Genomic DNA, 21,247 nt, shown 5'->3' with positions numbered 1-21,247 from the left:
TCGGGCTGGCGTGCTTGACGCGATCAGTTCTCTTTTTTCTCTTCCTTGCGCTCAACAATGGTCTTGCTGACCAGCACGGGGCGGCCTTTGAGCTTGTTGAGAGCCTGGGCGAGCTGAAAGTCCTTGTCACTGCCAAACTCGGGCGGACGGCGCTGCTCAGGCGTTTTTCTGGACTCTTCTTCCAGGCGCTTGAGAGCTTCTTCCCGTGCTTTTTCCCGGCCCGGGTCTTTGGCCTCGGCACCCTGACCGCTGCCCAGGTGTTTTTCCAGATCGCTTTCGCGGGTACGCAAGGCCGCAAAGGGGCTGCCTTCCAGGGTCTCGTCGATCATCACATCAGGCACGATGCCTTTGGCCTGAATCGACTTGCCGCTTGGCGTGAAATAACGTGCAGTGGTGAGCTTGAGCCCGGTGTCCGGACCCAAAGGCCGCACGGTCTGCACGGAGCCCTTGCCAAAGGTCTGGTTGCCCATGATGGTTGCGCGTTTGTAGTCCTGCAGCGCGCCGGCCACAATTTCGCTCGCCGATGCGGACCCTTCATTAACCAGCACGACCAGCGGCACGGTCTTGATGGCGGCAGGCAGGCGTTTCAGCGGATCAGCTGCACTGCGGCGCAAATAAAACTCCGGCGAAGCCTTGTAGGTGAACTTGCTTTCAGCGAGTTGTCCATTGGTCGACACCACCGTGACGTTTTCCGGCAGGAAGGCGGCAGAGACCGCGACCGCAGCGTCCAGCAGGCCGCCCGGGTCGTTGCGCAGGTCAAGCACCAGGCCCTTCAGGTTGGGTTCCTGTTTGTAGATCTGTTCGAGCTTGGTGACGAAGTCCTCAACTGTGCGCTCCTGAAACTGGCTCAGGCGAATCCAGGCATACCCCGGCTCCATAACCTTGCTGCGCACAGACTGGGTCCGGATTTCTTCGCGGGTGATGGTCACCGGGAATGTGCGGTTCTCGTCCTTGCGGAAGATCATCAACACAACCTTGGTGCGAGGCTCGCCGCGCATCTTTTTCACAGCGTCGTTGAGGGACAGGCCCTTGACGGGCGTGTCGTCGATCTTGGTGATCAGGTCGTTGGGCTTGAGGCCCGCGCGGTCGGCGGGTGAGCCTTCGATGGGCGACACCACCTTGACCAAACCATCTTCCTGGGCGATCTCGATGCCGACGCCGACAAAGCGGCCGCTGGTACCTTCACGGAATTCCTTGAAGGATTTTTTGTCGAAGTAAACCGAATGTGGGTCCAGGCTGGCGACCATGCCGGAGATCGCATCGGTGATGAGTTTTTTCTCGTCTACGGGCTCTACATAGTCGGTTTTGACCATGCCAAATACTGCGGCCAGTTGTTGCAGTTCTTCCAGCGGCAGAGGTGTAACCCCGCCACGCGCGACCGCCTGAAGCTGAACAGTGGTCAGGGCGCCGGCGACGGCACCGATGGATATCCAGCCCGCAATCTTGAGTTTCTGACCCATAAATACCTTCATTCGCCTTGATCAGGCCCGATTTCACACAATTTGAACCAATATACACCTTGGAGAAGAGTCTTATTCAACAGTTCCCCAAGCGCAGCGCTGGGAAGGGCGCAGATCACGGTTTATGCGCCGCATTGCCCCAAACTTTACTGCGGCTTGACAGGCGATCAGGCTTTTCCCTGTGCGGCGACAGCCGCTTCCGCTTTGGCCACTGCGTCCGTGTCGCCAAGGTAGTAGTGGCGCAGGGGCTTGAGGTCGGCGTCGAGCTCGTAAACCAGTGGAATGCCATTGGGAATGTTCAGGCCCACGATGTCGGCCTCGGCGATCTTGTCCAGGTACATGACCAGTGCGCGAATCGAGTTGCCATGGGCTGCCACCACAATGCGCTTTCCCGCCTTGATGGCGGGCGCCATGGCTTCTTCCCAGAAAGGCAGTACCCGGGCAACGGTGTCTTTCAGGCATTCGGTCAGCGGTACCTCGGCCGGCGTTAATTTGGCATACCGGCGGTCGCCGCGCTCGCTGCGTGGGTCAGCTGCTTCCAGGGCTGGCGGCGGCACGTCATAGCTGCGGCGCCATGCGAGCACCTGGGCGTCGCCATATTTTTTGGCAGTTTCCGCCTTGTTCAGACCTTGCAGGGCGCCGTAGTGCCGCTCGTTCAGGCGCCAGCTGTGCACCACCGGCAGCCAGGTGCGGTCCATCTCGTCCAGGGTGTGCCATAAGGTGCGCGTCGCACGCTTGAGCACGCTGGTGTAGGCGACGTCAAAGTCATAACCCTCGGCCTTGAGCAGTTTCCCCGCGTTAATGGCCTGATTCACGCCCGTGGGCGTCAGGTCGACATCGGTCCAGCCGGTGAAGCGGTTTTCAAGGTTCCAGGTCGATTCGCCGTGGCGGATGAGCACAAGTTTGTACATGGTGTGGGGGCAATCAGTGGGCGTTAAATGAGGGCATGGCTGAACGGCCAGAAGCCTGTTCACCCTCCATTCTAAAATCAGCGATTAACTGCAAATACCCTGAAGGACTAAAAGTGAAATTTTTCATCGATAACTGGATGCTGATCAGCGTTGCGCTGGCATCTGGCGGCATGCTGATGTGGCCCCTCGTTTCCAGCGGAATGGCCGCGGGCGCCCTCAGCACCAGCGGCGCTGTGCAGCTGATCAATCGGGAAAAAGCCGTGGTGATTGATGTCAGTGAGACCGAGGAATTTGCGGCCGGCCATGTGGGGGGGGCGAAAAACCTGCCGCTGGGTCAGCTCGAGACGACGCTGCCTGGCGCGGTGAAAAACAAGAGCTTGCCCCTCATTTTGGTGTGTGCCACCGGCGCGCGCGCCAACCGTGCGCTGGCGGTTGCCAAAAAGCTGGGTTACGAGCAGGCCCACTGTCTGGGTGGTGGACTGAAAAGCTGGAAAGAAGCTAACCTGCCACTTGAGAAGGCCTGAGCTTTCGCCCCGCCTCGTTACCCGGAGACCCGTTGCCCATGCAAACCGTCAAGATGTACCTCACCGCAAGCTGTCCCTATTGCATCCACGCCAAACAACTGCTCAAACAGCGCGGCGTGACAGAGGTCGAGGAAATCCGTGTTGACCTTCAGCCCGGCGAGCGCCAGAAAATGATGGAAATCACGGGCCGGCGCACCGTCCCGCAGATTTTCATCGGCAGCACGCATGTAGGTGGCTGTGACGATCTGGTCGCGCTGGACGGACGGGGCGGCCTGATGCCCCTGCTCAACAGCTGACCGTTTTGCCGTGCGCGCTTTTTTCCGGACGCGGCGGGGCAAACTGAGATAATTACCCGTGCCCGCTGCCTGAGCAGCGGGTTTTATTTTTTTAGCAATCCGAAAGACCACCATGGCCGAAGCCACTCCTGATCCCGTGTTCCAGATCCAGCGCGTTTACCTCAAGGATATTTCGCTGGAGCAACCCAACTCGCCAGAAATTCTGCTCAACCAGGACCAGCCCGGCGTTGACATCCAGCTGGGTGTGGAAGCGGCAACCATTTCCGACGGTTTGTACGAGGTGTGTGTCACTGCCACCGTGCAGACCAAAATCGAGGAAAAGACCGTGTTTCTGGTCGAAGCCAAGCAGGCTGGTATTTTCGAAATCCGCAATATGCCCGAAGCGCAGCTCAGCGCTATTTTGGGCATTGCCTGCCCGCAAATTGTGTACCCCTATCTGCGCGGCAATGTGGCCGATGTGATTCAGCGTGGCGGTTTCCCGCCGGTCAATCTTGCTGAAATCAACTTCCAGGCAATGTTTGATCAACAACAGGCGGCTGCAGCATCTGCCGCGCAGGAAGCGCCTCAAATCGTCGTTTGATCGGCACGGCGGTTTTCTGGCCACCATGAAAATTGCGATCGTTGGCGCGGGCGCCTGGGGTACGGCGCTGGGCATCAGCGCGGCCAGTTCGTCGCGGCATGAACTCACGCTGTGGGTGCGCGACCCGGCCCAGCTGGCAGCCATGCAGATACAGCGCGTCAACACGCGCTACCTGCCCGGCATACCGCTTTCGCCCTCGCTTCGCCTCGCAGGGGGATCCACCGACTCGCTGGATGCCTCTGTACAGGGCCAGGATCTGGTGGTTGTCGCCACCCCCATCGCGGGTCTGCGCGGGATGTTGCAACGGCTGAATCAGGTCACGGCGCCCGTAGCCTGGCTCAGCAAGGGTTTTGAGGCCCCGGTAGCCGATATCAGCCATTCTTTAGAGCCTTTTGGCCTTCTAGCCCACGAAATACGGGCGCAAGTAGCTATCAATTTGAGAGCGGGTGCTCTCAGCGGGCCGAGTTTTGCGCAAGAGGTGGCGTGCGGTCAGCCGACGGCGCTGGTAGCCGCCAGCGAGCATGCGGACGTGCGCGAGGCGCTGGTTGCCGCTTTTCACGGGCCCAGCCTGCGCGTTTACGCCAACGAAGACATCGTCGGCGTGGAAGTGGGTGGGGCGGTGAAAAATGTCTTGGCCATTGCAACGGGTTTGTGTGATGGCCTGAATCTGGGCCTTAACGCCCGCGCTGCCCTTATCACGCGCGGCCTGGCTGAAATGACCCGGCTGGGCGTTGCGCTGGGCGCCCGGCCCGAAACCTTCACCGGTTTGTCGGGGCTGGGTGATCTGGTGCTGACTTCTACTGGCGACCTCAGCCGCAACCGCAAGGTGGGCTTGTTGCTGGCTCAAGGGCAAACTTTGCAGCAGGCGGTGGACTCCCTTGGGCATGTGGCCGAGGGTGTGTACTGCGCGCGTACCGTGGTGCAGCGCGCTCAGAGCCTTGGCGTGGACATGCCAATTTCTCGCGGTGTCGTCGCTTTGCTGGATGGGCAGATGAAACCAGCACAGGCCGTGGCGGCGCTGATGGGGCGTGATCCGACGGCTGAAGCGGTTTGATCGGTTCGAAGGGGTTTCAAGATAGGGGGCGGAAAGTTGGCGCCGTCAGGCGACGATTCCGCGCAAACGCAATGCGCTGATTTGGGTCGGGTTGAGTCCAATCTCGCGCAGCACCTCGTCCGTGTCCTGGCCTAGCGTGGGCGCATTGCGGTGGTGCGTCCCCGGCGTCACAGACAGTTTGGGCACAAAGCCGGGTACGGAAAGCTCGGAGCCGTCGCTCATCTGCACCTTTTGCAGCATTTCGCGAGCGGCGTAGTGAGGGTCTGCCGCAATGTCAGCCACGGTGTAAATTTTTCCGGCTGGCACTTTGGCTTCGTCCAGCGCTGCGAGCACCTCATCCACTGTACGTGTGAGGGTCCAGGCTTCAATCGCGCTGTCGATTTCCTGCACACGCAAGACGCGGCCTTCGTTGCCGGCCAGCGCCGGGTCATCCGCCAGGTCAGGGCGGTTGATGCACAGCATCAGGCGTTTGAAAATGCTGTCGCCATTGCCGGCTATCAAACGTAACTTCCATCCTTGCACCGATAGGCATTGGTAGGCGCAATGCCGGGCAAAGCGCTGCCTGCTGGTCCGCGTACCGCGCCAAAGGCACTGTATTCAGGCAGCAGGCTTTCCATGCAGTTGAAGACCGCCTCGTACAAGGCGACGTCTATCACCTGGCCTTGCCCGGATGTGTGGCGGTGCTGCAGGGCCAGCAGGATACCGATAACACCGTGCAGCGCCGCCAGTGTGTCACCGATGCTGACGCCGACACGAACGGGCACGCGGCCCGGCTCGCCGGTCAGGTGACGCAGCCCACCCATGGCTTCTGCAACAACACCAAAACCGGGTCGGTCGCGGTAAGGCCCGGTCTGGCCGTAACCGCTGATGCGCAGCATGATGAGCCGGGGGTTCAGGGCCTGCAATTCGTCGGGGCCCAGGCCCCAGCCTTCCATGGCGCCGGCGCGAAAGTTTTCAATCAGGACGTCAGCGTCGCAAGCCAGCTTGCGCACAATCTCCTGCGCTTCGGCCTGCCTCAAATCAAGTGCCACCGATTTCTTGTTGCGCGACTGGACTTGCCACCAGACCGAGGTGCCATCTTTGAGAAGGCGCCACTTGCGAAGCGGGTCGCCCACGGACGATCCCGGCCGGCTCGGGTCTGCCGGAGTCTCAATTTTGATAACGTCGGCGCCAAAATCAGCCAGCGTTTTGGCGGCAAACGGTCCGGCAATCAGCTGGCCCAGCTCCAGCACCTTCAGGCCCCTCAGCGGGCCAGCTGCCTGCGTCATTTCGCCGCAGGTTTCTTTTTGGCAGCAGGCGCTTTTTTAATCAGGGCGTCGAGGTTGCTGACGATCTCGCTTTCAATCCTGTCCTTGAAGGCCCCGAGCAGAAAGCCAAGTTGCGCGTTGAGCTCGAACCGGTCTTTGGTCACGGTGAGGGTGCCTTTGACACCGGAGCGGGTAAATGTCACTTCGTCGCTGGTCGTGCCTTCTTCATAGGTGCACGCCATGTCAAACTTCTCTTCAGCTTGCTCGGCCCACTTGAAGGCGGCCTTGCGCGCTTCAGCCAGGCCCATGGTGTGAATACGTTCAATGTAGATGTCTGCCATAGGGTGTCTCCGAATAGTTGGGTCAGCTCGCGCTGAGAATCTTGTGGCGCTGGTCTTTTGGCATCTGTGCCAGTTTTTTCACTGCATCATAAAACGCGGGCCAGTTGCGGCCTTCGCGCTCAAAGAGGGCTTCAAAGCCGGGCACCAGCTCGTCATAGGCAGCCTGCGCACCAAAGGAGGCGTTGTTGCTTTGGGCGACCCAGCGGTCATAAGCGGCGACATTGAGGTTGATTCCCGAGGCCACCCAGGCCGCCCTGAGCTCAGCGTAGCGTTTGCGAAAGTCTTCGATTGCTACTGTTTTCATAGCTAACTTTGCCCGTGAATCAAGGGCAACATTGCTTTTTGACTCATAAATCTGGCTCAGCTGCGCTTGCGTGTCGCGACTCAAGGCCTGCCACTGCTGACGGCGCAGCTCCAGCGCAGCATAGTCCTGCCGCGCCGCTTCAGACCCGGCCGCCGCCAACCAACGCGCTACACCCAGGCGCTCAACGGCTGTGGCGAAGGATTCGTTAAAGGTCGTGTCATCTTTGGCATAGGCCACCTGGTGCGCCAACTCGTGAAACAACAGGCGGGCGAGATCGCCTTCGGGGTAGCCCAGAAAAGTATTGAGCAAGGGGTCCCCGCCGGCCCAGTTCATGAAGCCCAGCGTGGAGTAGGCCGACACGCCATAAACATGGACATCCAGGCCCTGTGCCTGTAGTTGCGACGCCTCCGCGCGGGCTTGCTGCTCGTCAAAATACCCGCGATAGCCCACGCAACCAGCCACCGGAAAACACCAGGTCTCCAGCTTGAGGGACAACGCGGGCGCGGCGGTCACGTTCCAGACCACGGCGCTGCGCCGCAGGTCTGCATAACTTCGGTAGCTCGCGTTGTCCGGCAAATGAAGCTCGCTGACCGCAAAACTTCGAATGCGCTGGGTCAGTTCCAGCCGCGCCTTGAGTTTGTCGGAGGTGTGGCTTTCATCAAGCCAGTCCTGCACCGGTCGGGCTGCATTCATGACCTGCAGATGGCCACTGACAGACTGCCAGTAGTAGCCAATGCTGGCGCAGCCTGACAAGCCGGGCAGACAGGCGACCACCGTCAGCACAGCGGCGAGGGGGAAAAGTCTGAAGCGCATGGTTTGGAGGACCGACCAAAAACTCACAAACCTTTCACCAGACTGACATAGGGGTAGATGCTAGGGCCAATGCTGATGAATTTATTCATGAATGGAACTATAGTTTTTTCTCAACTGGGCGACTGCCTTGAGGGGATCATTATGAAAACAATTAAAAACCTGGGGCGGTTTCTGGCCGCTGCGACCCTGCTGCTAGCCGGCCTGCCGGCCATGAGCCAGGACGGAGTCAGCAAAACCGGCATCGTGATCGGTCAATCGTTGGCCCTCACGGGTCCGGGTTCTGCGCTGGCTGTGCCGTTTCATCAGGGCGCCCGGATGTACTTTGACCGGGTCAACGGTGCCGGCGGGGTTAACGGCCGCAAGATTGAACTGGTGACGCTGGATGATCAGGGCAATCCGGCCACCACCGCTGCCAACACCAAGAAGCTGCTGGACCAGGGCGTGCTGTCCTTATTTGGCTATGTGGGCTCGCCTCAGGTCACGGCGGCCTATCCGCTGATCAAGGACGGAGAGGTGATGCTGTTTGCGCCCATGTCGGCGGCTGACGAGTTTCGCGGCAGCCTTTACAGCAATGTCTATTCCATCAGGCCCGGCTATTCGGAAGAGGCCGCAGCCATCACCAAACACGCGCAAACGCTGGGCGCGCGCAAGCTGGCCATCATGCATGCGACAGATGGGGAATCACTATCTGCGCTGGAGGCAGCCGAGCGCACCATGTCCGGCGTGGGCGCCGACCTGTTGGTCAAATCCCCTATCAACAGTGCAAACATCGCCAGCAGCGTGGACAAAGCGCTGGGCGCAAAACCCGAATCGGTTTTGGTTATCAGCGATGCATCAGGCGCTTCCAGTGCCGTGCGTAACTTGCGCGCCAAAGGGTTTCGCGGTCCGATTTATGGTTTTTCCAATACCGGCGAAAGTTTGCTTGCGGAGCAGCTTGGCACAGGCGGGGCTGGCGTTGTGGTGGTGCGGGTGGTTCCCCGCAGCGATAACCAGAAGCTGCTCGTGGTGCGGGAGTTGATAGCAGATTTAACAAGTGCCAAATTGGGCAAGCCCAATGTGTATCTGCTTGAAGGTTATATCGCGGCACGCGTGTACACCGAGGCGCTTCGACGCATCCCCAAAGATCCCACCCGCGCCAAGCTGAAGAAGGCTGTTGACGCGCTGGATGAAGTCGATATCGGCGGTTTTCGCGTCCATTTCAAAGAAGATCGCGCAGGCTCCAAGCTCGTGGAGTTGGGATTGATCGACTCTCAGGGCCGGGTGCGCGAATAGGCTGAAAGCCGTTTTCATCGCTCCCCCCGGCCGCGGTGCCGGGTGCGGGAGAAGCCGAGGCCCCGGAGGGCTCAGTTATGCTTGGAGTCGGCCTGCCCCGGTCCGTGCCCTGATACCCCAACCGCCTCTCCTATTGCCCATGCGTTTATTGCTCAGTCTTGTCGCCCTGATGCGGCCTCACCAATGGCTTAAAAACGTTTTTGTGTTTGCGGGCCTGATGTTCAGCCAGACCTGGGGTGACGCAGCGATGGTGCCCAAGGTGTTGAACGCCTTTGCCGCGTTTTGTTGCTTCTCCAGCCTGGTTTACATCCTCAATGACTGGCATGACCGTGATGCCGACAGCCGTCACCCGGTCAAAAAACTCAGGCCGTTGGCCAGCGGTGCGGTCCCGCCTGCGGCCGCGCTGGTACTGGCCCTGCTTTTGCTGGCTGGCGGGCTGTGGCTGGCGGCCGCCAGCAAGACTTTGCTCGCCCTGCTCGGTATTTATGTGATCCTGAATCTCGCGTACTCCTGGCGGCTCAAGCAGGTGCCTGTGGTGGACGTCGCCATCATTGCTTCGGGCTTCATGCTCAGGCTGCTGGCGGGCACTCTGGCGGTTGGTATTCCGCCCTCCCGCTGGCTGCTACTCGCCGGGCTTTTTGTGGCTCTCTTTCTGGGGTTTTCAAAGCGCAAGGCAGAGAGTTTCCATGACGAGGCGGACCAGCGCGCGGTGCTTGAGCATTACCCACCTGCCTTGCTGGACGTCTTCATGGCCGTCACCATGACCGCCAGCCTGATGACCTACGGCCTGTTTGCCACCAGCCCGGAGGCCCAGTTGCAGCACGGGGACCGTTTGGTCTACACCGTGCCTATAGTTGTTTTTGCCTTGTTGCGTTATGCCTATCAGGTGCACCGCGGCAGGGGGGAAGATGTCTCGCGTGATTTGCTGCGCGACCCGTGGATTCTGGTCGCACTGGCCGCCTGGCTTGGGGTCTTTCTAGGGCATCGCTTTTGAAAGTCCCGGTGAGGCCTGCGCACCGTCTGCCGATCAAGCCCCTGTTGCTGGTGCTGGGCCTTGCTGCTACAGCCTATGCCGTGGCGCTGGCAGTGTTCGGTGAGTCGACGCCGATTGGAACGGTGCAGCGACTTTGGTCATGGGTCGGCCTGCAAGCGGCGTTGTTGTGCCTGCTTAACTACTTTTTGCGCGGCTTGCGCTGGCGGCTCTGGATGGCGCAGCATCAGCGCCCGCTGGGGCTGATCGAGGGGCTGCGCCTTTATCTTGCGGGGTACACCTTTACACCGACCCCTGGCAATATTGGCGAGGCGGCGCGCGGGATGCTGCTGGCACGCAATCCGCTGAATGCTGCGCAAAGCTTGGCCATTTTCGGGGCTGAGCGGCTGGCTGACCTGTTTTGCCTTCTTTTGATGTGTTTGCCCTTGGTGGGTTGGCTGTTGACACACGTTGAGTCCGGCTCTGCAACCACCCTTGTGATTGCTTTTGGGTTGGTCGCGCTGGCAGTGCTCGTCTTGCTGATCAAGTTTCACGGGCTGCTGCTAAGTCGGTTTTTGTGGTTGCATGAAGCATGGCGATGCCTGGCAACCCGTCCTCTGGTGTGGCTGGGTCTCACCGCGGTGGCCTGGGCAGCGCAGGGGTTGGCTGTGTGGCTGTTGTGCCGCGATGCAGGGCTTGCCATAGAGCCGCTTCATGCGGCGGCTGTTTATGCCGTGGCCATGGTGGGGGGCGCGCTGTCTATGCTGCCGGCCGGGATGGGCGGTACGGAGGTGTTGCTAGCGACCCTGCTGGTAGCCCATGGCGCCAGCGCCGCAGTGGCGCTCAGCATCACGGTGCTTGTCAGGGTGGTGACCTTGTGGCTTGCCGTGGCCATTGGTGCCCTGGCGCTGGTCTATAGTGCCGCCATTCGTCACGAAATCACTTTCAGATAGTCGTCTTTCATGTCTCAACGCCCCGGCTCCATCACCGCATTTTTCGCCTCCGTTTCTCTCGCCCGCTGGTTGATCACGGTCGGTCTCATGTCGCTGGCCCTGCGGGTGTGGATTTCGGTCACTTTCCCCATCACCGGCGACGAGGCATTTTTTTACTGGTGGGGTGTCTACCCGGATTGGGGCTATTACGATCATCCCCCCATGGTGGGCTGGTTGATCGCTTCCATGCGCTGGTTGCTTGGCGACACCACGTGGGCCATACGGTTGCCCGTGGTGTTGTTGCCGCTGGCTCTTGGTGGTTTGCTCTGGTGGACCTTGCACCCGATTGACCGGGTTCGTGCCGCGTGGGCGGTGCTGTTCTTCTGGTTGGCTCCACTCAACTGGCTCAACACGCTCATCACCACCGATACGCCGCTCATTTTCTGGTCGGTGTTGTCAGTTGCCATGTTGTTGCGCGCTGAGCGGCGCGAGCGCATGGACAAATGTGCGTGGAGCTTGTATGCGTTGTCTGGCCTGTTCCTCGGCTGCGCATTTTTGTCCAAGTATTTTGCGGTAGTGCTCGGCCTGACCTACACCGTTTATTTTGTGTTGTACCGCCGTGATCGTCTGGGTGCGTTTGCGCTGTTGGTGGTGTGTGCCTTGCCCGGGCCGGCCATCAACGTTGCCTACAACATGTCGCACGGCTGGTCGAACATCATGTTCAACCTCTACAACCGCAATGAAGGCGCTGCCTTTGCCTGGAACAAGCCGCTGCTGTACCTGGCCATGCTGGCCTACCTGGCCACTCCCGTTGCTGCCTGGCTGGTTTGGAAGCAACGCGGTGCACTGGCCGCTGCGTCGCGGCAGCAGCGCCTCCTGGCTTGCGTGGTGCTGGTGCCGCTGTTGTTTTTTGCCCTGTTGTCACTGAAAAAGGTGGTGGGACTGCATTGGGTTCTGTCTTTTTATCCCTTTGGCTTTGCGTTGCTGGCCTTTGCCTTGCCGCAGGAAAAACTTAAATCCTGTGCGGTCGGCATGGCGGTGTTTGCCGGCATCCATGTGCTGCTGGTTGCAGGTTTGTATGGCAGGTCGCTGGACAACTGGAAAAACAACAAACTTTATCCGCAAATCATTCGCAGTTACAAAACGAATGAGATGCTGGCGCAAGTGTCCGCGCCCGGAGTGGCTTTAATGGCCAGTGCCTACACCCCGGCATCAATCTATGGCTACGCCTTGCGCCAATATGTTCCTGTGTTTGGTCCGGGCAATTTCCACGCGCGGCAAGACGACTTGCTGGTTGACTTCTCGGTGTATCAGGGCAAGACGGTCCGCATCATCCGCATGGACCTGCCAAGAGTCGAGGAGTACCAGCCCTACTTCAGCAGTGTGCGGGTGCTCACATTTGCGCAGAATGGTGTCCCGTTTTATGCAGTTGAAGGTCAGGGGTTTAATTACGCGGCTTACAAAACCGGCGTGCTGGCACCCATCTACAAGCGTTACTACAACATACCGGCCTGGCTGCCCATGACAGGGTGCCCGTTCTGTGAGCGCCTGTGCGGGCAGGTGCGATGCCCGAATTAGAGACAGCGCAGGCGACCGGCACGATCGAGGTCGCCGCGTTTGACTTTGACGGCACGCTGACCCGTGGCGACACCTTTCTGCCCTATCTGCAGCAGGGACTGGGCTGGCCGCGCTTTTTACTGGCCCTGGTCCAGAGCGCACCCTGGCTCGGGGCTTATGCGGTGGGTCTGATGAGCAATCACCGTGCGAAAGCGCGTTTGCTGAAGGTCAGTCTGGGCGGGCGCAGCTTGCAGGAAACCGCGCAATGGTCCGCTGATTTTGTCGCGCGGTATTTGCCCGGGCAGTGGCAGAAGCAGACCATGGATCGCCTGCCGGAGCATCAGCGGCTGGGGCATCGCTGTGTGATGGTAAGTGCATCGCCCGGTATTTATCTTCATCAGGTTGGGCAGCTTCTGAAGCTGGACGCCGTGATTTGCACCGAGCTTGAAGTTGATGAGGGCACGCTCACCGGACGCATGCTCACAGCCAACTGCCACGGCGAAGAAAAGGTGCGACGCCTTAAGGCCTGGCTGGCAGAAAACGTGGGCCAAAGGCCGATGGTTTTGCATGCCTATGGTGACACCCAAGGCGACGTGCCCATGCTAAATCTGGCAGACTGTGCTTGGTATAGGGGCCAACCGTGGCCACGCAAACCCTAGTAGGCTGAATCAATGAAATTCACTGTCACTCGTCTGCCCCTCGCCGCGCCATGCGGCGTTACAAATGCTCGCCGGGCCTGCGGGCCCGTCTGCGCTTTGCGCCTAGCCTGGCACACCGCTGGACAGCCGCTTGCCAGCGATTTCACTGATTCAGCCTACTAGCCCTGCTCGCGCCCAGCAAGGCAGATTACCCAAGGTCTTTCATGAAAATCATTGACTCCATCGTCACCCAGGCCGCTGGCATTGCGGCCGTCCGCCGCGATATCCACGCTCATCCGGAACTTTGCTTCGAAGAAGTACGCACCGCTGATGTGGTGGCGCAAAAACTCACCGAGTGGGGCATTCCGATTCACCGTGGGCTTGGCACCACCGGCGTGGTCGGCATCATCAAAAATGGCAACTCCAGTCGGGCCATTGGCCTGCGTGCCGACATGGACGCTCTGCCCATGCAGGAGTTCAACACCTTCAAGCACGCGAGCCAGCACCCCGGCAAGATGCACGCCTGTGGCCATGACGGGCACGTCGCCATGCTGCTTGCGGCCGCCCAGCATTTTTCGAAAAACCGCAATTTTGATGGCACGGTTTATTTGATTTTCCAGCCCGCAGAGGAGGGCGGTGGCGGCGCCCGCGAGATGATCAAGGACGGTATGTTTGACAAGTTCCCGATGGACGCCGTGTTTGGCATGCACAACTGGCCGGGAATGCAGGTCGGAAAATTTGCAGCCAGTCCTGGGCCGGTGATGGCGTCCACCAACGAGTTCAAGATCACGGTTCGAGGCAAGGGTGGTCATGCCGCCTTGCCGCACAACAGCATTGACCCGGTACCGGTGGCTTGCCAGCTGGTGCAGGCTTTTCAGACCATCATCAGCCGCAACAAAAAACCGGTAGATGCTGGTGTGATCTCGGTCACCATGATCCATGCGGGCGAGGCGACCAACGTGATTCCCGATAGCTGCGAGCTGCAGGGAACGGTACGCACCTTCACGCTGGAGGTGCTGGAGATGATTGAGCAGCGCATGAGGGCAACGGCCGAGCATCTGTGCGCGGCCCACGGAGCGACTTGTGAGTTCGAGTTTGTGCGCAACTATCCTCCCACCGTCAACCACGCGAAAGAAACCGAGTTTGCCCGCAAGGTCATGGCCGAAATTGTTGGCGCAGACAACGTCATTGACCAGGAGCCGACCATGGGCGCGGAAGATTTCTCGTACATGCTGCAGGCCAAGCCGGGTTGTTATGCCTTCATCGCCAATGGCGATGGTGCACATCGTGAGATGGGCCACGGCGGCGGCCCCTGCATGCTGCACAACCCGAGTTATGACTTTAACGATGATCTGATTCCACTGGGTGCGACCTTCTGGGTAAGGCTGGCTGAAAGCTGGCTCGCAAAGGATGCTGCATGATCGGCGTGTCCGACGCTTTTTCGGATTCGTACGCGCAGGCAAGGATCAAGTTTCTGGAAGCGGCAGCCACCGCGGGCCTGAGGGTGGCGTCGCATATTCATCCCGAGTTGGGACGGGACGGCGAACAGCTTGCGATGGACGTGGTACTCGATGGCCCGGCGGATGCGACCTCACTGTTGATTGTCAGCAGCGCCTGCCACGGTGTGGAAGGTTATTGCGGCTCGGGTGTGCAGGTGTTCGCGCTGCACGACGCCGACTGGCGGGACAAGGCGAGGGCAGAAGGGGTGGCGGTGCTGTATGTTCATGCGCTCAACCCCTACGGGTTCTCGCACGTGCGGCGCACCACGCACGAAAACGTCGATCTGAACCGCAATTTTCAGGACTTTTCGCAACCTCTGCCGGTCAACGAGGCTTATCGGGAGTTGCAGCCGCTGCTGTTGCCAGAGGTTTGGCCGCCCGACGAGGCCAACACGGCGGCTACCAATCAATACATCAGCGAGAAGGGCATTGCCGCCTACCAGGCCGCCATTACGAGAGGCCAGCATGAGTTTGCTGACGGGTTGTTTTACGGTGGCATCGCGCCGACCTGGAGCAACCAGACCCTGCGCAAGGTGTTGCAGACCTACGCAAAAACTGCCCGGCGTGTGGCGTGGATAGACATTCACACCGGGTTGGGGCCCAGCGGCCTGGGTGAGCGCATTTGTGCTTGCCGGGATGACAAGGCGGCACTTGCGCGGGCGCGTGCCTGGTGGGGCGGCGAGGGTGCGACACCCGTCACCTCGATTTACGACGGATCTTCCAGCTCGGCGTTTTTGACGGGGCTGATGTGGTCGTCCATCTACGAAGAGTGCCCTGATTCTGAATACACCGGCATCGCGATGGAATACGGCACCTTGCCGCCCCTTGAGATGATGCAGGCGCTGCGCGCCGAGCACTGGCTCCATGTGCACCGCGATGCGCCGCCAGAACTGGCCCGGCAGATCAAGCAGCAGATGCTGGACGCGTTTTATGTGAACACCGACGCCTGGAAGGGCCAGATCATCAGCCAGGCCCGCCAGTCACTGTTTCAGGCAGTGGACGGCTTGACTTCATAAAGAAATAGCCCGTTTGCCCTTTAATGACGGGCGATAGCAGCTATAAAAATTATGGCAGGAGGGTTTGAAACGACGCAGGGGCGGCGCAACTCAGTCTTCAAGCTCCGCTTTGGCCATTTCCACGTCCAGGCGCTCCATGGCGTCCATCGGCTTGCTGGCTGCAGCCTGTTCATACAGCTTGGTGGCTTCTTTCATTTTTTTGTCACCTTCGAGCATCACCATGCCATTGGCGTACTCAATCATGGCGATCGCAGACGTTGGGTTGAGCTTGAGCGCGTCCTTGAACAGCGACAGGCCAACGTCTTTTTTCGCGCCGTAAGTCATCCCACCGATCAGCGAGCCCACCTTGTCAATCACTTCGGCGTGAAATGCTGCCAGGGCAATGTGCGCGTCAGCATGTTTTGGCGAAAGCTTGATGGCTTGCTCAAGCGCATTTTTGACCTTGGTACCCAGTCCCTGCGCCAGCGCCTTGGCCACGCTGATGCCCTGACCGTAACGGCCCAGCGCATAAGCCTGCCAGTAATAGGCATTGGCGTTTTTGGAATCCTCAGCCTGCTGGGCTTCTGCACGGCCGGCGACTTCCATGAACATTTCCAGCTTGGTCTTTTCCTTGGTCTCAAGGTAGTTTGCGTAAATGCTCGCGGCTTTGTTGGCCACCGTGATGCCTGCGCCCCCGGCTTTTATGCCAGCGTCATAGGCCTTCTGGAACTCGCCATTGTGAAAATGAACCCAGGCCTGAAGGACTGCCGCGTCTTTGGGAAGAGGCTCGCAATCACCCTGATGCAGCCGTGCCCAGTTCTTCTTGAGGCTCGCGGCGTCGAATTCATAGTCGCCGGCGTGGGGAAAAGCAGTCCATTTGGCCATCAGGTGTCTCCTTGAAAAATTATGGTTTGGCTGGTGTGGGCGTCGCGTAGGCGCTCACCAACGCCTGCAGATGCATGCGCTGACCTTGTTCGAGATAGGGAATCAATAAATTCAGCACGTGGTGCGCACCGCGCAGCAGTGCTGCCTGGGCGTTTTCGGGTTCCAGCGCGTTGCGCGGGTCACGCACGTACTCAAAACTCAACCAGTAGGTCAAGACCACGACCATGCTGGTGGCGGTGGCCTCAACTTCGCGGGAGTCTATGCTGACGGTGTTGGCTCGGCTCATGCCGTCCAGCATGGCCTTGACAGACCGCGTCTTGTTCTTCAGTACCCACTGGAAATGCGTTTCAAGCCTGCGGTTTTTACTGAGCAGGTCGTTGAGGTCGCGGTACAAAAAGCGGTATTGCCAGATCAGTTCAAACAGCGTGTGCATGAAAAACCAGGCGTCTTCCACGTCGCGCACGCTGTCGCTGGCGTTGAGAAGCTCGCTCAGCGCCCGCTCGTAGCGGTCAAACAGCGAATTGATCAGCTCGTCTTTTGCGGGATAGTGGTAGTACAGGTTGCCCGGGCTGATGCTGAGTTCGGCAGAAATCAGCGTGGTCGAAACATTTGGCTCACCAAAGCGGTTGAACAAATCAAGCGTCACTTCCAGGATGCGTTCAGCAGTTCGGCGCGGCGCTTTTTTCGCCATGGTGTCTACCTCGTATTTGGCTACTACTCTAACGTACTCAAAGCGTCACCGTAACTAGGGAAGTCGCGTAACCGCGGGCAGTGACTCATCAGGCCATGCGCTGCGGTGACGGGGCAATGGCGTGACTCACGTCTTCCATCAGCTCTTCAAGCGAGCGGATGGCCCGCCCCAACCGGGTAGCCGCAGGCCGAGGCGTGACCAGATGCCGCCGCGGATCGTCCAGCACGTCCAGGTCGAGAGAGACACCATGGCGGGCCAGCTTGGCCGCAAGGGTGGTCCGGCGCGAGCGCAGCATCTCGCGGGTCTTCTGATAAGCGTGTTCTGCCAATTCCCGGCGCTGGCCATAACCAAAGGTATTGGCCAAGAACATGTCCGCGTCCCGGTGATCGGGCTCGATCAACACGATGTCTGTGTCGGGATAGGCGTGCTCATAATGTTTCATGCCCAGCTCCAGCCGGGAGTGAATCATCGAGCGGAATGTCTGGTTCAGGACGGCAGGCAAGCCCCCATCCACCATCCGCGGAATGGCCTGCCTTTCCTTGGGCAGGCCGCGTTGCATCACGCGCCGGGTCATGGACAGATCGGGCGCCTGCGTCGAATTGAAGGGCACCAGCGGGTTGAGGCAAAGCATCAGGTCAATGCCCCCGTCCATCGCAACGCCGGCGTGCAAGGTCTTTTTGAGTGCGCCGTCAACGTAATACTGCTCGTCAATTTCTACCGGTGGAAACAGGCCCGGCAGTGCCGAACTGGCCTGAACCGCCCGCGAGATGGGCACGTGGTCCCAGCCGGGCTGGCCAAAGGGCGCGGCGTCGCCACTGTCCAGATTGGTGGCAACCAGCGTCAATCGGGTGCCGAGTTCGCGAAAGTCGTTGGTACGGCCTTCCTTCGAGAAAAGCAGGCTCAGTTGCTTGTCTACCTCGTCATTGGAAAAAATACCCGTGGGCAGGGCGGGGCCAAGTTTTTCAAGCGCGTTGAGCAGCGACTTGCGCCCGCCCGTGGCGCGCCACAACGCTGCCGCGGCCAGGCCGGGCAGCATGATGCTCCGACGTAGAAACTCGCCATAGGCCGGCACCATCAACCACGCGGGGTCAAAAATTTCGGAAGCCTGGTCGTTTTCGATGAATGCGGCGCACAGCTCGCGGGGCGTCATGCGGTTGGCCAACCCGGCAGCAATGAAGCCGCCTGCCGATACGCCAACGTAGTGGTCCAGCTTTGTCAGCGACAAACCTCGCAGGGATTCATCCAGCGCGCACAGCGCGCCAATTTCGTAAATAGCCCCCAAGGGACCACCCCCGGCCAGTGCGAGAGCAATACGCGGCTGCCGGTCAGATTTTTTAGTGCGAGGAGGCTTGGCAGTGGTCATGAGTCGGGAGTGTAGACGTCGCTCAGAGGTGAATTTGCTGCTATGCAGCATTTGATTTCTGGATGCAGGCAAAAAAAAGGGACGCTGTCACGTCCCTTTAGCAGCTTGCAGTGATATCAAGCAGATTTCCGCGCCGCAGGGCGCTTGGCAGCAGCTTTTTTTGCTGCAGGTTTGGCCGCTGCGCGGGGCGCCTTGGCTGCCGCGGTTGGTTTGGCGCTCATTTTTTGCACGCTTCGGTTGAGTTCATCAATACGCGCGATGAGGGCGTCCACATCTTTGGCAGAAGGCACGCCCAACTTGTTCAGGGCCTTGGCAACGCGCTCTTCAAAAATGTTTTCCAGCTTGTCCCACTGGTGGCCGGCCTTGGAGGTGATGTCGGTAGCCATGGTGGCCATCTTGTTCGTAGCCGACGAGATTTTTTCTTCGGCAACGGCCTGGGTTTTGCGCTGGATGCTCAAGCCTTCCTTGACCAGGGTCTCAAAGACTTTTCCGCCTTCTTCCTGAGCTTTTGAAAACGCGCCCAGACCGGCCAACCAGATCTGCTGTGCAGATTCTTTGACGGCGCCCGAGAGTTGAGGGCCGGATTTGTTGTCAGCGCTCATTTTTTGCAGTTTCTTGACCATGGGGACTCCAGACGATAGATGGGTGATTGGTTTGCGCGGCAACAAGCTGCGCACAGGACAAACTGTAAGCCCTGGGAGCGGTGATATTTAGATGCGTGCTCCTAGAACAAAAGGACGGAGCGCGGGTTTCTGCTGACCAGCGCGCTGGTGCGCATGGGCAAGAATCAGCGTTGGAGTTTGGGCAGAGTTATCACGCGGAGAACATTTATGCAGTATTTCGTCACGGGAGCCACTGGCTTCATCGGTAAGCGCCTGGTCAAAAAATTACTTGAGCGCAAAGGCGCTACGGTGCATTTTTTGATCCGCAAAGAGAGCGCTGGAAAAGTCGAGGCTTTGCGCGCGTACTGGGGCGTTAGCGCTGCCAGGGTCATTCCTGTGCATGGCGATCTGACAGCCAAAAAACTCGGCGTATCGGCCGACGACGTGAAAAAACTCAAGGGTCAGATCGATCATTTCTACCACCTTGCAGCGGTTTACGACCTGGGTGCAGACGAAGAGAGCCAAATCGCCGTCAACGTGGATGGAACCCGTAACACCGTTGAATTTGCCAAGGCCATTGACGCTGGGCACTTTCATCATGTGAGTTCCATCGCCGCGGCGGGCCTGTATGAAGGGGTATTTCGCGAAGACATGTTTGAGGAGGCAGAGAACTACGAACACCCGTATTTCATGACCAAGCACGAGAGCGAAAAAATCGTTCGCAAGGAGTGCAAGGTGCCGTGGACGGTGTTCCGCCCCGCAATGGTGGTTGGCGACAGCACCACGGGCGAGATGGACAAGATCGACGGCCCTTACTATTTCTTCAAGCTGATCCAGCGCATGCGCCAGCTGCTGCCGCCCTGGATGCCTGCAGTGGGCCTGGAAGGCGGCCGCATCAACATCGTGCCGGTTGATTTTGTGGTCGATTCACTTGACCACATCAGCCACAAAACCAGCATTACCAAAAAATGCTTTCACTTGGTGGACCCTGTGGGTTACCGGGTCGGTGACGTCCTCGACATCTTCAGCCGGGCGGCGCATGCGCCCAAGATGAATCTTTTCGTCAATGCCGCGTTGCTTGGTTTTATTCCGCGCAGCGTAAAGAAGAGTCTGATGGCGCTGGCCCCGGTGCGGCGTGTGCGCAATGCGATCATGGCCGATCTGGGCCTGCCCGAGGACATGTTGACGTTTGTCAACTACCCGACGCGTTTTGACTGCCGGGAGACGCTCGCCGCGCTCAAAGGCTCTGGTGTCGAATGCCCGAATTTGAAAGACTACGCCTGGCGAGTCTGGGACTATTGGGAGCGTCACCTCGATCCTGACCTGCACATTGACCGCTCGCTCAGGGGGACTGTCAACGGAAAGGTGGTCCTGATCACGGGCGGGTCTTCGGGTATTGGTCTCGCTGCAGCGCATAAATTTGCCGAAGCCGGCGCCACCACCATCATTTGCGGGCGAGATCAGGACAAGCTCGATGAAGCCTGCAAAGAAGCAAAAACCAAGGGTTACACCTTTGTCGCCTACCCAGCCGACATTGCGGACATGGCAGACTGCGACCGCTTTGTGCAGACGCTCATTGCCGACCACGGCAGCGTCGACTTTTTGATCAACAACGCGGGCCGCTCCATCCGCCGCGCAATTGAGGCCAGCTACGACCGTTTCCACGATTTTGAGCGGACCATGCAGCTCAACTACTTCGGCTGCCTGCGCGTCACCATGGGCTTTCTGCCCGGCATGGTGGCCAAACGCAAGGGACACGTGGTCAACATCAGCTCCATCGGCGTGTTGACCAATGCGCCGCGGTTTTCCGCCTACGTGGCGTCAAAGTCCGCGCTGGATGCGTGGACGCGCTGCGCTTCCAGTGAGTTTGCCGATCAGGGCATCACGTTCACCACCATCAACATGCCACTGGTGCGCACACCCATGATCGCGCCGACCGGGCTGTACAACAACGTGCCGACTCTGAGTCCTGAAGAAGCCGCCGATCTGGTAGCCCAAGCGTGTATTTTCAAATCGGTTCGCATCGCAACACGCCTGGGCATCGCCGGTCAGGTTTTGCATGCGCTGCTGCCGCGTGTGGCACAGATTGCGATGAACACGAGTTTTCGCATGTTCCCGGACTCGTCGGCGGCAAAGGGAGCCAAACCGGGTGACAAGCCCGTCAAACAGGTCTTGTCTCCGGAGGCAGTGGCGATGCAGCAAATGATGCGGGGCATCCACTTCTGACGCTGGGTCCAGCAATTTAAAAAGCGCTCTTCATGAGCGCTTTTTTGTTTCGCTGAGCGCAGTTTTCGATGTTCACCCAAAGGCATA

At 59.3% G+C, this 21,247-nt stretch carries 20 protein-coding genes and 1 pseudogene; 12 read left to right on the top strand and 9 right to left on the bottom strand.

The annotated features are described in order from the left end of the window. Positions 1-23: 23 nt before the first annotated feature. Both VE934_RS08025 and gpmA read right to left on the bottom strand, forming a co-directional pair. Positions 24-1,460, bottom strand: a complete 1,437-nt coding sequence (locus tag VE934_RS08025) for a S41 family peptidase (protein ID WP_324886140.1) — start codon at positions 1,458-1,460, stop codon at positions 24-26. A 167-nt stretch (positions 1,461-1,627) separates the two neighbouring features. Further along, on the bottom strand, positions 1,628-2,371 hold the full coding sequence (gpmA, locus tag VE934_RS08020) for a 2,3-diphosphoglycerate-dependent phosphoglycerate mutase (protein WP_324886138.1): 744 nt from the start codon (positions 2,369-2,371) through the stop codon (positions 1,628-1,630). 113 nt (positions 2,372-2,484) lie between these two features. Between gpmA and VE934_RS08015 the strand changes: the two genes are divergently transcribed. The 4 genes from VE934_RS08015 to VE934_RS08000 all read left to right on the top strand — a co-directional run bounded on the left by VE934_RS08015 (position 2,485) and on the right by VE934_RS08000 (position 4,825). Next, positions 2,485-2,895 (top strand): rhodanese-like domain-containing protein, encoded by a 411-nt coding sequence (locus VE934_RS08015; RefSeq protein WP_324886136.1) that lies wholly within the window; start codon positions 2,485-2,487, stop codon positions 2,893-2,895. Between the two features lie 38 nt (positions 2,896-2,933). Continuing rightward, the gene (gene grxC, locus VE934_RS08010; RefSeq protein WP_324886134.1) at positions 2,934-3,191 is read left to right on the top strand and encodes a glutaredoxin 3; all 258 of its coding nucleotides are present in this window, start codon (positions 2,934-2,936) and stop codon (positions 3,189-3,191) included. Between the two features lie 112 nt (positions 3,192-3,303). Then, entirely contained in the window at positions 3,304-3,771 is a 468-nt protein-coding gene (gene secB / locus VE934_RS08005; protein ID WP_324886132.1) for a protein-export chaperone SecB, read from the top strand. Positions 3,772-3,796: 25 nt separating this feature from the next. Next, positions 3,797-4,825, top strand: coding sequence for an NAD(P)H-dependent glycerol-3-phosphate dehydrogenase (locus VE934_RS08000; RefSeq protein ID WP_324886130.1), 1,029 nt, complete (start codon positions 3,797-3,799; stop codon positions 4,823-4,825). A 45-nt stretch (positions 4,826-4,870) separates the two neighbouring features. Here VE934_RS08000 and VE934_RS07995 read toward each other — a convergent pair. The 3 genes and pseudogenes from VE934_RS07995 to VE934_RS07985 form a co-directional block, all read right to left on the bottom strand. Further along, positions 4,871-6,093, bottom strand: a pseudogene (locus VE934_RS07995) (CaiB/BaiF CoA transferase family protein). After that, positions 6,090-6,413, bottom strand: a complete 324-nt coding sequence (locus tag VE934_RS07990) for a polyhydroxyalkanoic acid system family protein (RefSeq protein WP_324886128.1) — start codon at positions 6,411-6,413, stop codon at positions 6,090-6,092. Before VE934_RS07990 ends, VE934_RS07995 begins: the two are co-directional and overlap by 4 nt. A gap of 22 nt (positions 6,414-6,435) precedes the next feature. After that, the gene (locus VE934_RS07985) at positions 6,436-7,530 is read right to left on the bottom strand and encodes an aminopeptidase (protein ID WP_324886126.1); all 1,095 of its coding nucleotides are present in this window, start codon (positions 7,528-7,530) and stop codon (positions 6,436-6,438) included. 141 nt (positions 7,531-7,671) lie between these two features. Between VE934_RS07985 and VE934_RS07980 the strand changes: the two genes are divergently transcribed. From VE934_RS07980 to VE934_RS07950, 7 genes are all read left to right on the top strand, one after another. Next, complete coding sequence (locus tag VE934_RS07980; RefSeq protein WP_324886124.1) at positions 7,672-8,802, top strand: ABC transporter substrate-binding protein; 1,131 nt, start codon at positions 7,672-7,674, stop codon at positions 8,800-8,802. A 139-nt stretch (positions 8,803-8,941) separates the two neighbouring features. Further along, complete coding sequence (locus VE934_RS07975) at positions 8,942-9,796, top strand: decaprenyl-phosphate phosphoribosyltransferase (protein ID WP_324886122.1); 855 nt, start codon at positions 8,942-8,944, stop codon at positions 9,794-9,796. 8 nt (positions 9,797-9,804) lie between these two features. Beyond that, complete coding sequence (locus tag VE934_RS07970) at positions 9,805-10,725, top strand: lysylphosphatidylglycerol synthase transmembrane domain-containing protein (RefSeq protein WP_324886120.1); 921 nt, start codon at positions 9,805-9,807, stop codon at positions 10,723-10,725. A 9-nt stretch (positions 10,726-10,734) separates the two neighbouring features. Continuing rightward, positions 10,735-12,282, top strand: coding sequence for an ArnT family glycosyltransferase (locus VE934_RS07965; protein ID WP_324886118.1), 1,548 nt, complete (start codon positions 10,735-10,737; stop codon positions 12,280-12,282). After that, a complete protein-coding gene (locus tag VE934_RS07960) occupies positions 12,270-12,920 on the top strand; it encodes an HAD family hydrolase (RefSeq protein WP_324886116.1) in 651 nt (216 codons plus the stop codon). Before VE934_RS07965 ends, VE934_RS07960 begins: the two co-directional genes overlap by 13 nt. A 203-nt stretch (positions 12,921-13,123) precedes the next feature. After that, positions 13,124-14,320 (top strand): M20 aminoacylase family protein, encoded by a 1,197-nt coding sequence (locus VE934_RS07955; protein WP_324886114.1) that lies wholly within the window; start codon positions 13,124-13,126, stop codon positions 14,318-14,320. Beyond that, on the top strand, positions 14,317-15,414 hold the full coding sequence (locus tag VE934_RS07950) for a M14 family metallopeptidase (RefSeq protein ID WP_324886112.1): 1,098 nt from the start codon (positions 14,317-14,319) through the stop codon (positions 15,412-15,414). The genes VE934_RS07955 and VE934_RS07950 overlap by 4 nt, the downstream gene beginning before the upstream one ends. 90 nt (positions 15,415-15,504) lie before the next feature. Here VE934_RS07950 and VE934_RS07945 read toward each other — a convergent pair whose 3' ends face one another. The 4 genes from VE934_RS07945 to VE934_RS07930 all read right to left on the bottom strand — a co-directional run bounded on the left by VE934_RS07945 (position 15,505) and on the right by VE934_RS07930 (position 18,955). Next, on the bottom strand, positions 15,505-16,278 hold the full coding sequence (locus VE934_RS07945; protein WP_324886110.1) for a hypothetical protein: 774 nt from the start codon (positions 16,276-16,278) through the stop codon (positions 15,505-15,507). Between the two features lie 19 nt (positions 16,279-16,297). After that, positions 16,298-16,969 (bottom strand): TetR/AcrR family transcriptional regulator, encoded by a 672-nt coding sequence (locus VE934_RS07940; RefSeq protein WP_324886108.1) that lies wholly within the window; start codon positions 16,967-16,969, stop codon positions 16,298-16,300. An 88-nt stretch (positions 16,970-17,057) separates the two neighbouring features. Beyond that, entirely contained in the window at positions 17,058-18,332 is a 1,275-nt protein-coding gene (locus VE934_RS07935; protein WP_324886106.1) for a patatin-like phospholipase family protein, read from the bottom strand. 116 nt (positions 18,333-18,448) lie between these two features. After that, on the bottom strand, positions 18,449-18,955 hold the full coding sequence (locus VE934_RS07930) for a phasin family protein (protein ID WP_324886104.1): 507 nt from the start codon (positions 18,953-18,955) through the stop codon (positions 18,449-18,451). Between the two features lie 207 nt (positions 18,956-19,162). Here VE934_RS07930 and VE934_RS07925 point away from each other — a divergent pair, with 207 nt between their 5' ends. After that, on the top strand, positions 19,163-21,160 hold the full coding sequence (locus tag VE934_RS07925) for an SDR family oxidoreductase (protein WP_324886102.1): 1,998 nt from the start codon (positions 19,163-19,165) through the stop codon (positions 21,158-21,160). Positions 21,161-21,247: the final 87 nt, after the last annotated feature.

Source organism: Polaromonas sp. (assembly GCF_035638815.1).
Classification (GTDB): Bacteria; Pseudomonadota; Gammaproteobacteria; order Burkholderiales; family Burkholderiaceae_C; genus Polaromonas.
This window is presented reverse-complemented; position numbering and strand designations above follow the sequence as displayed.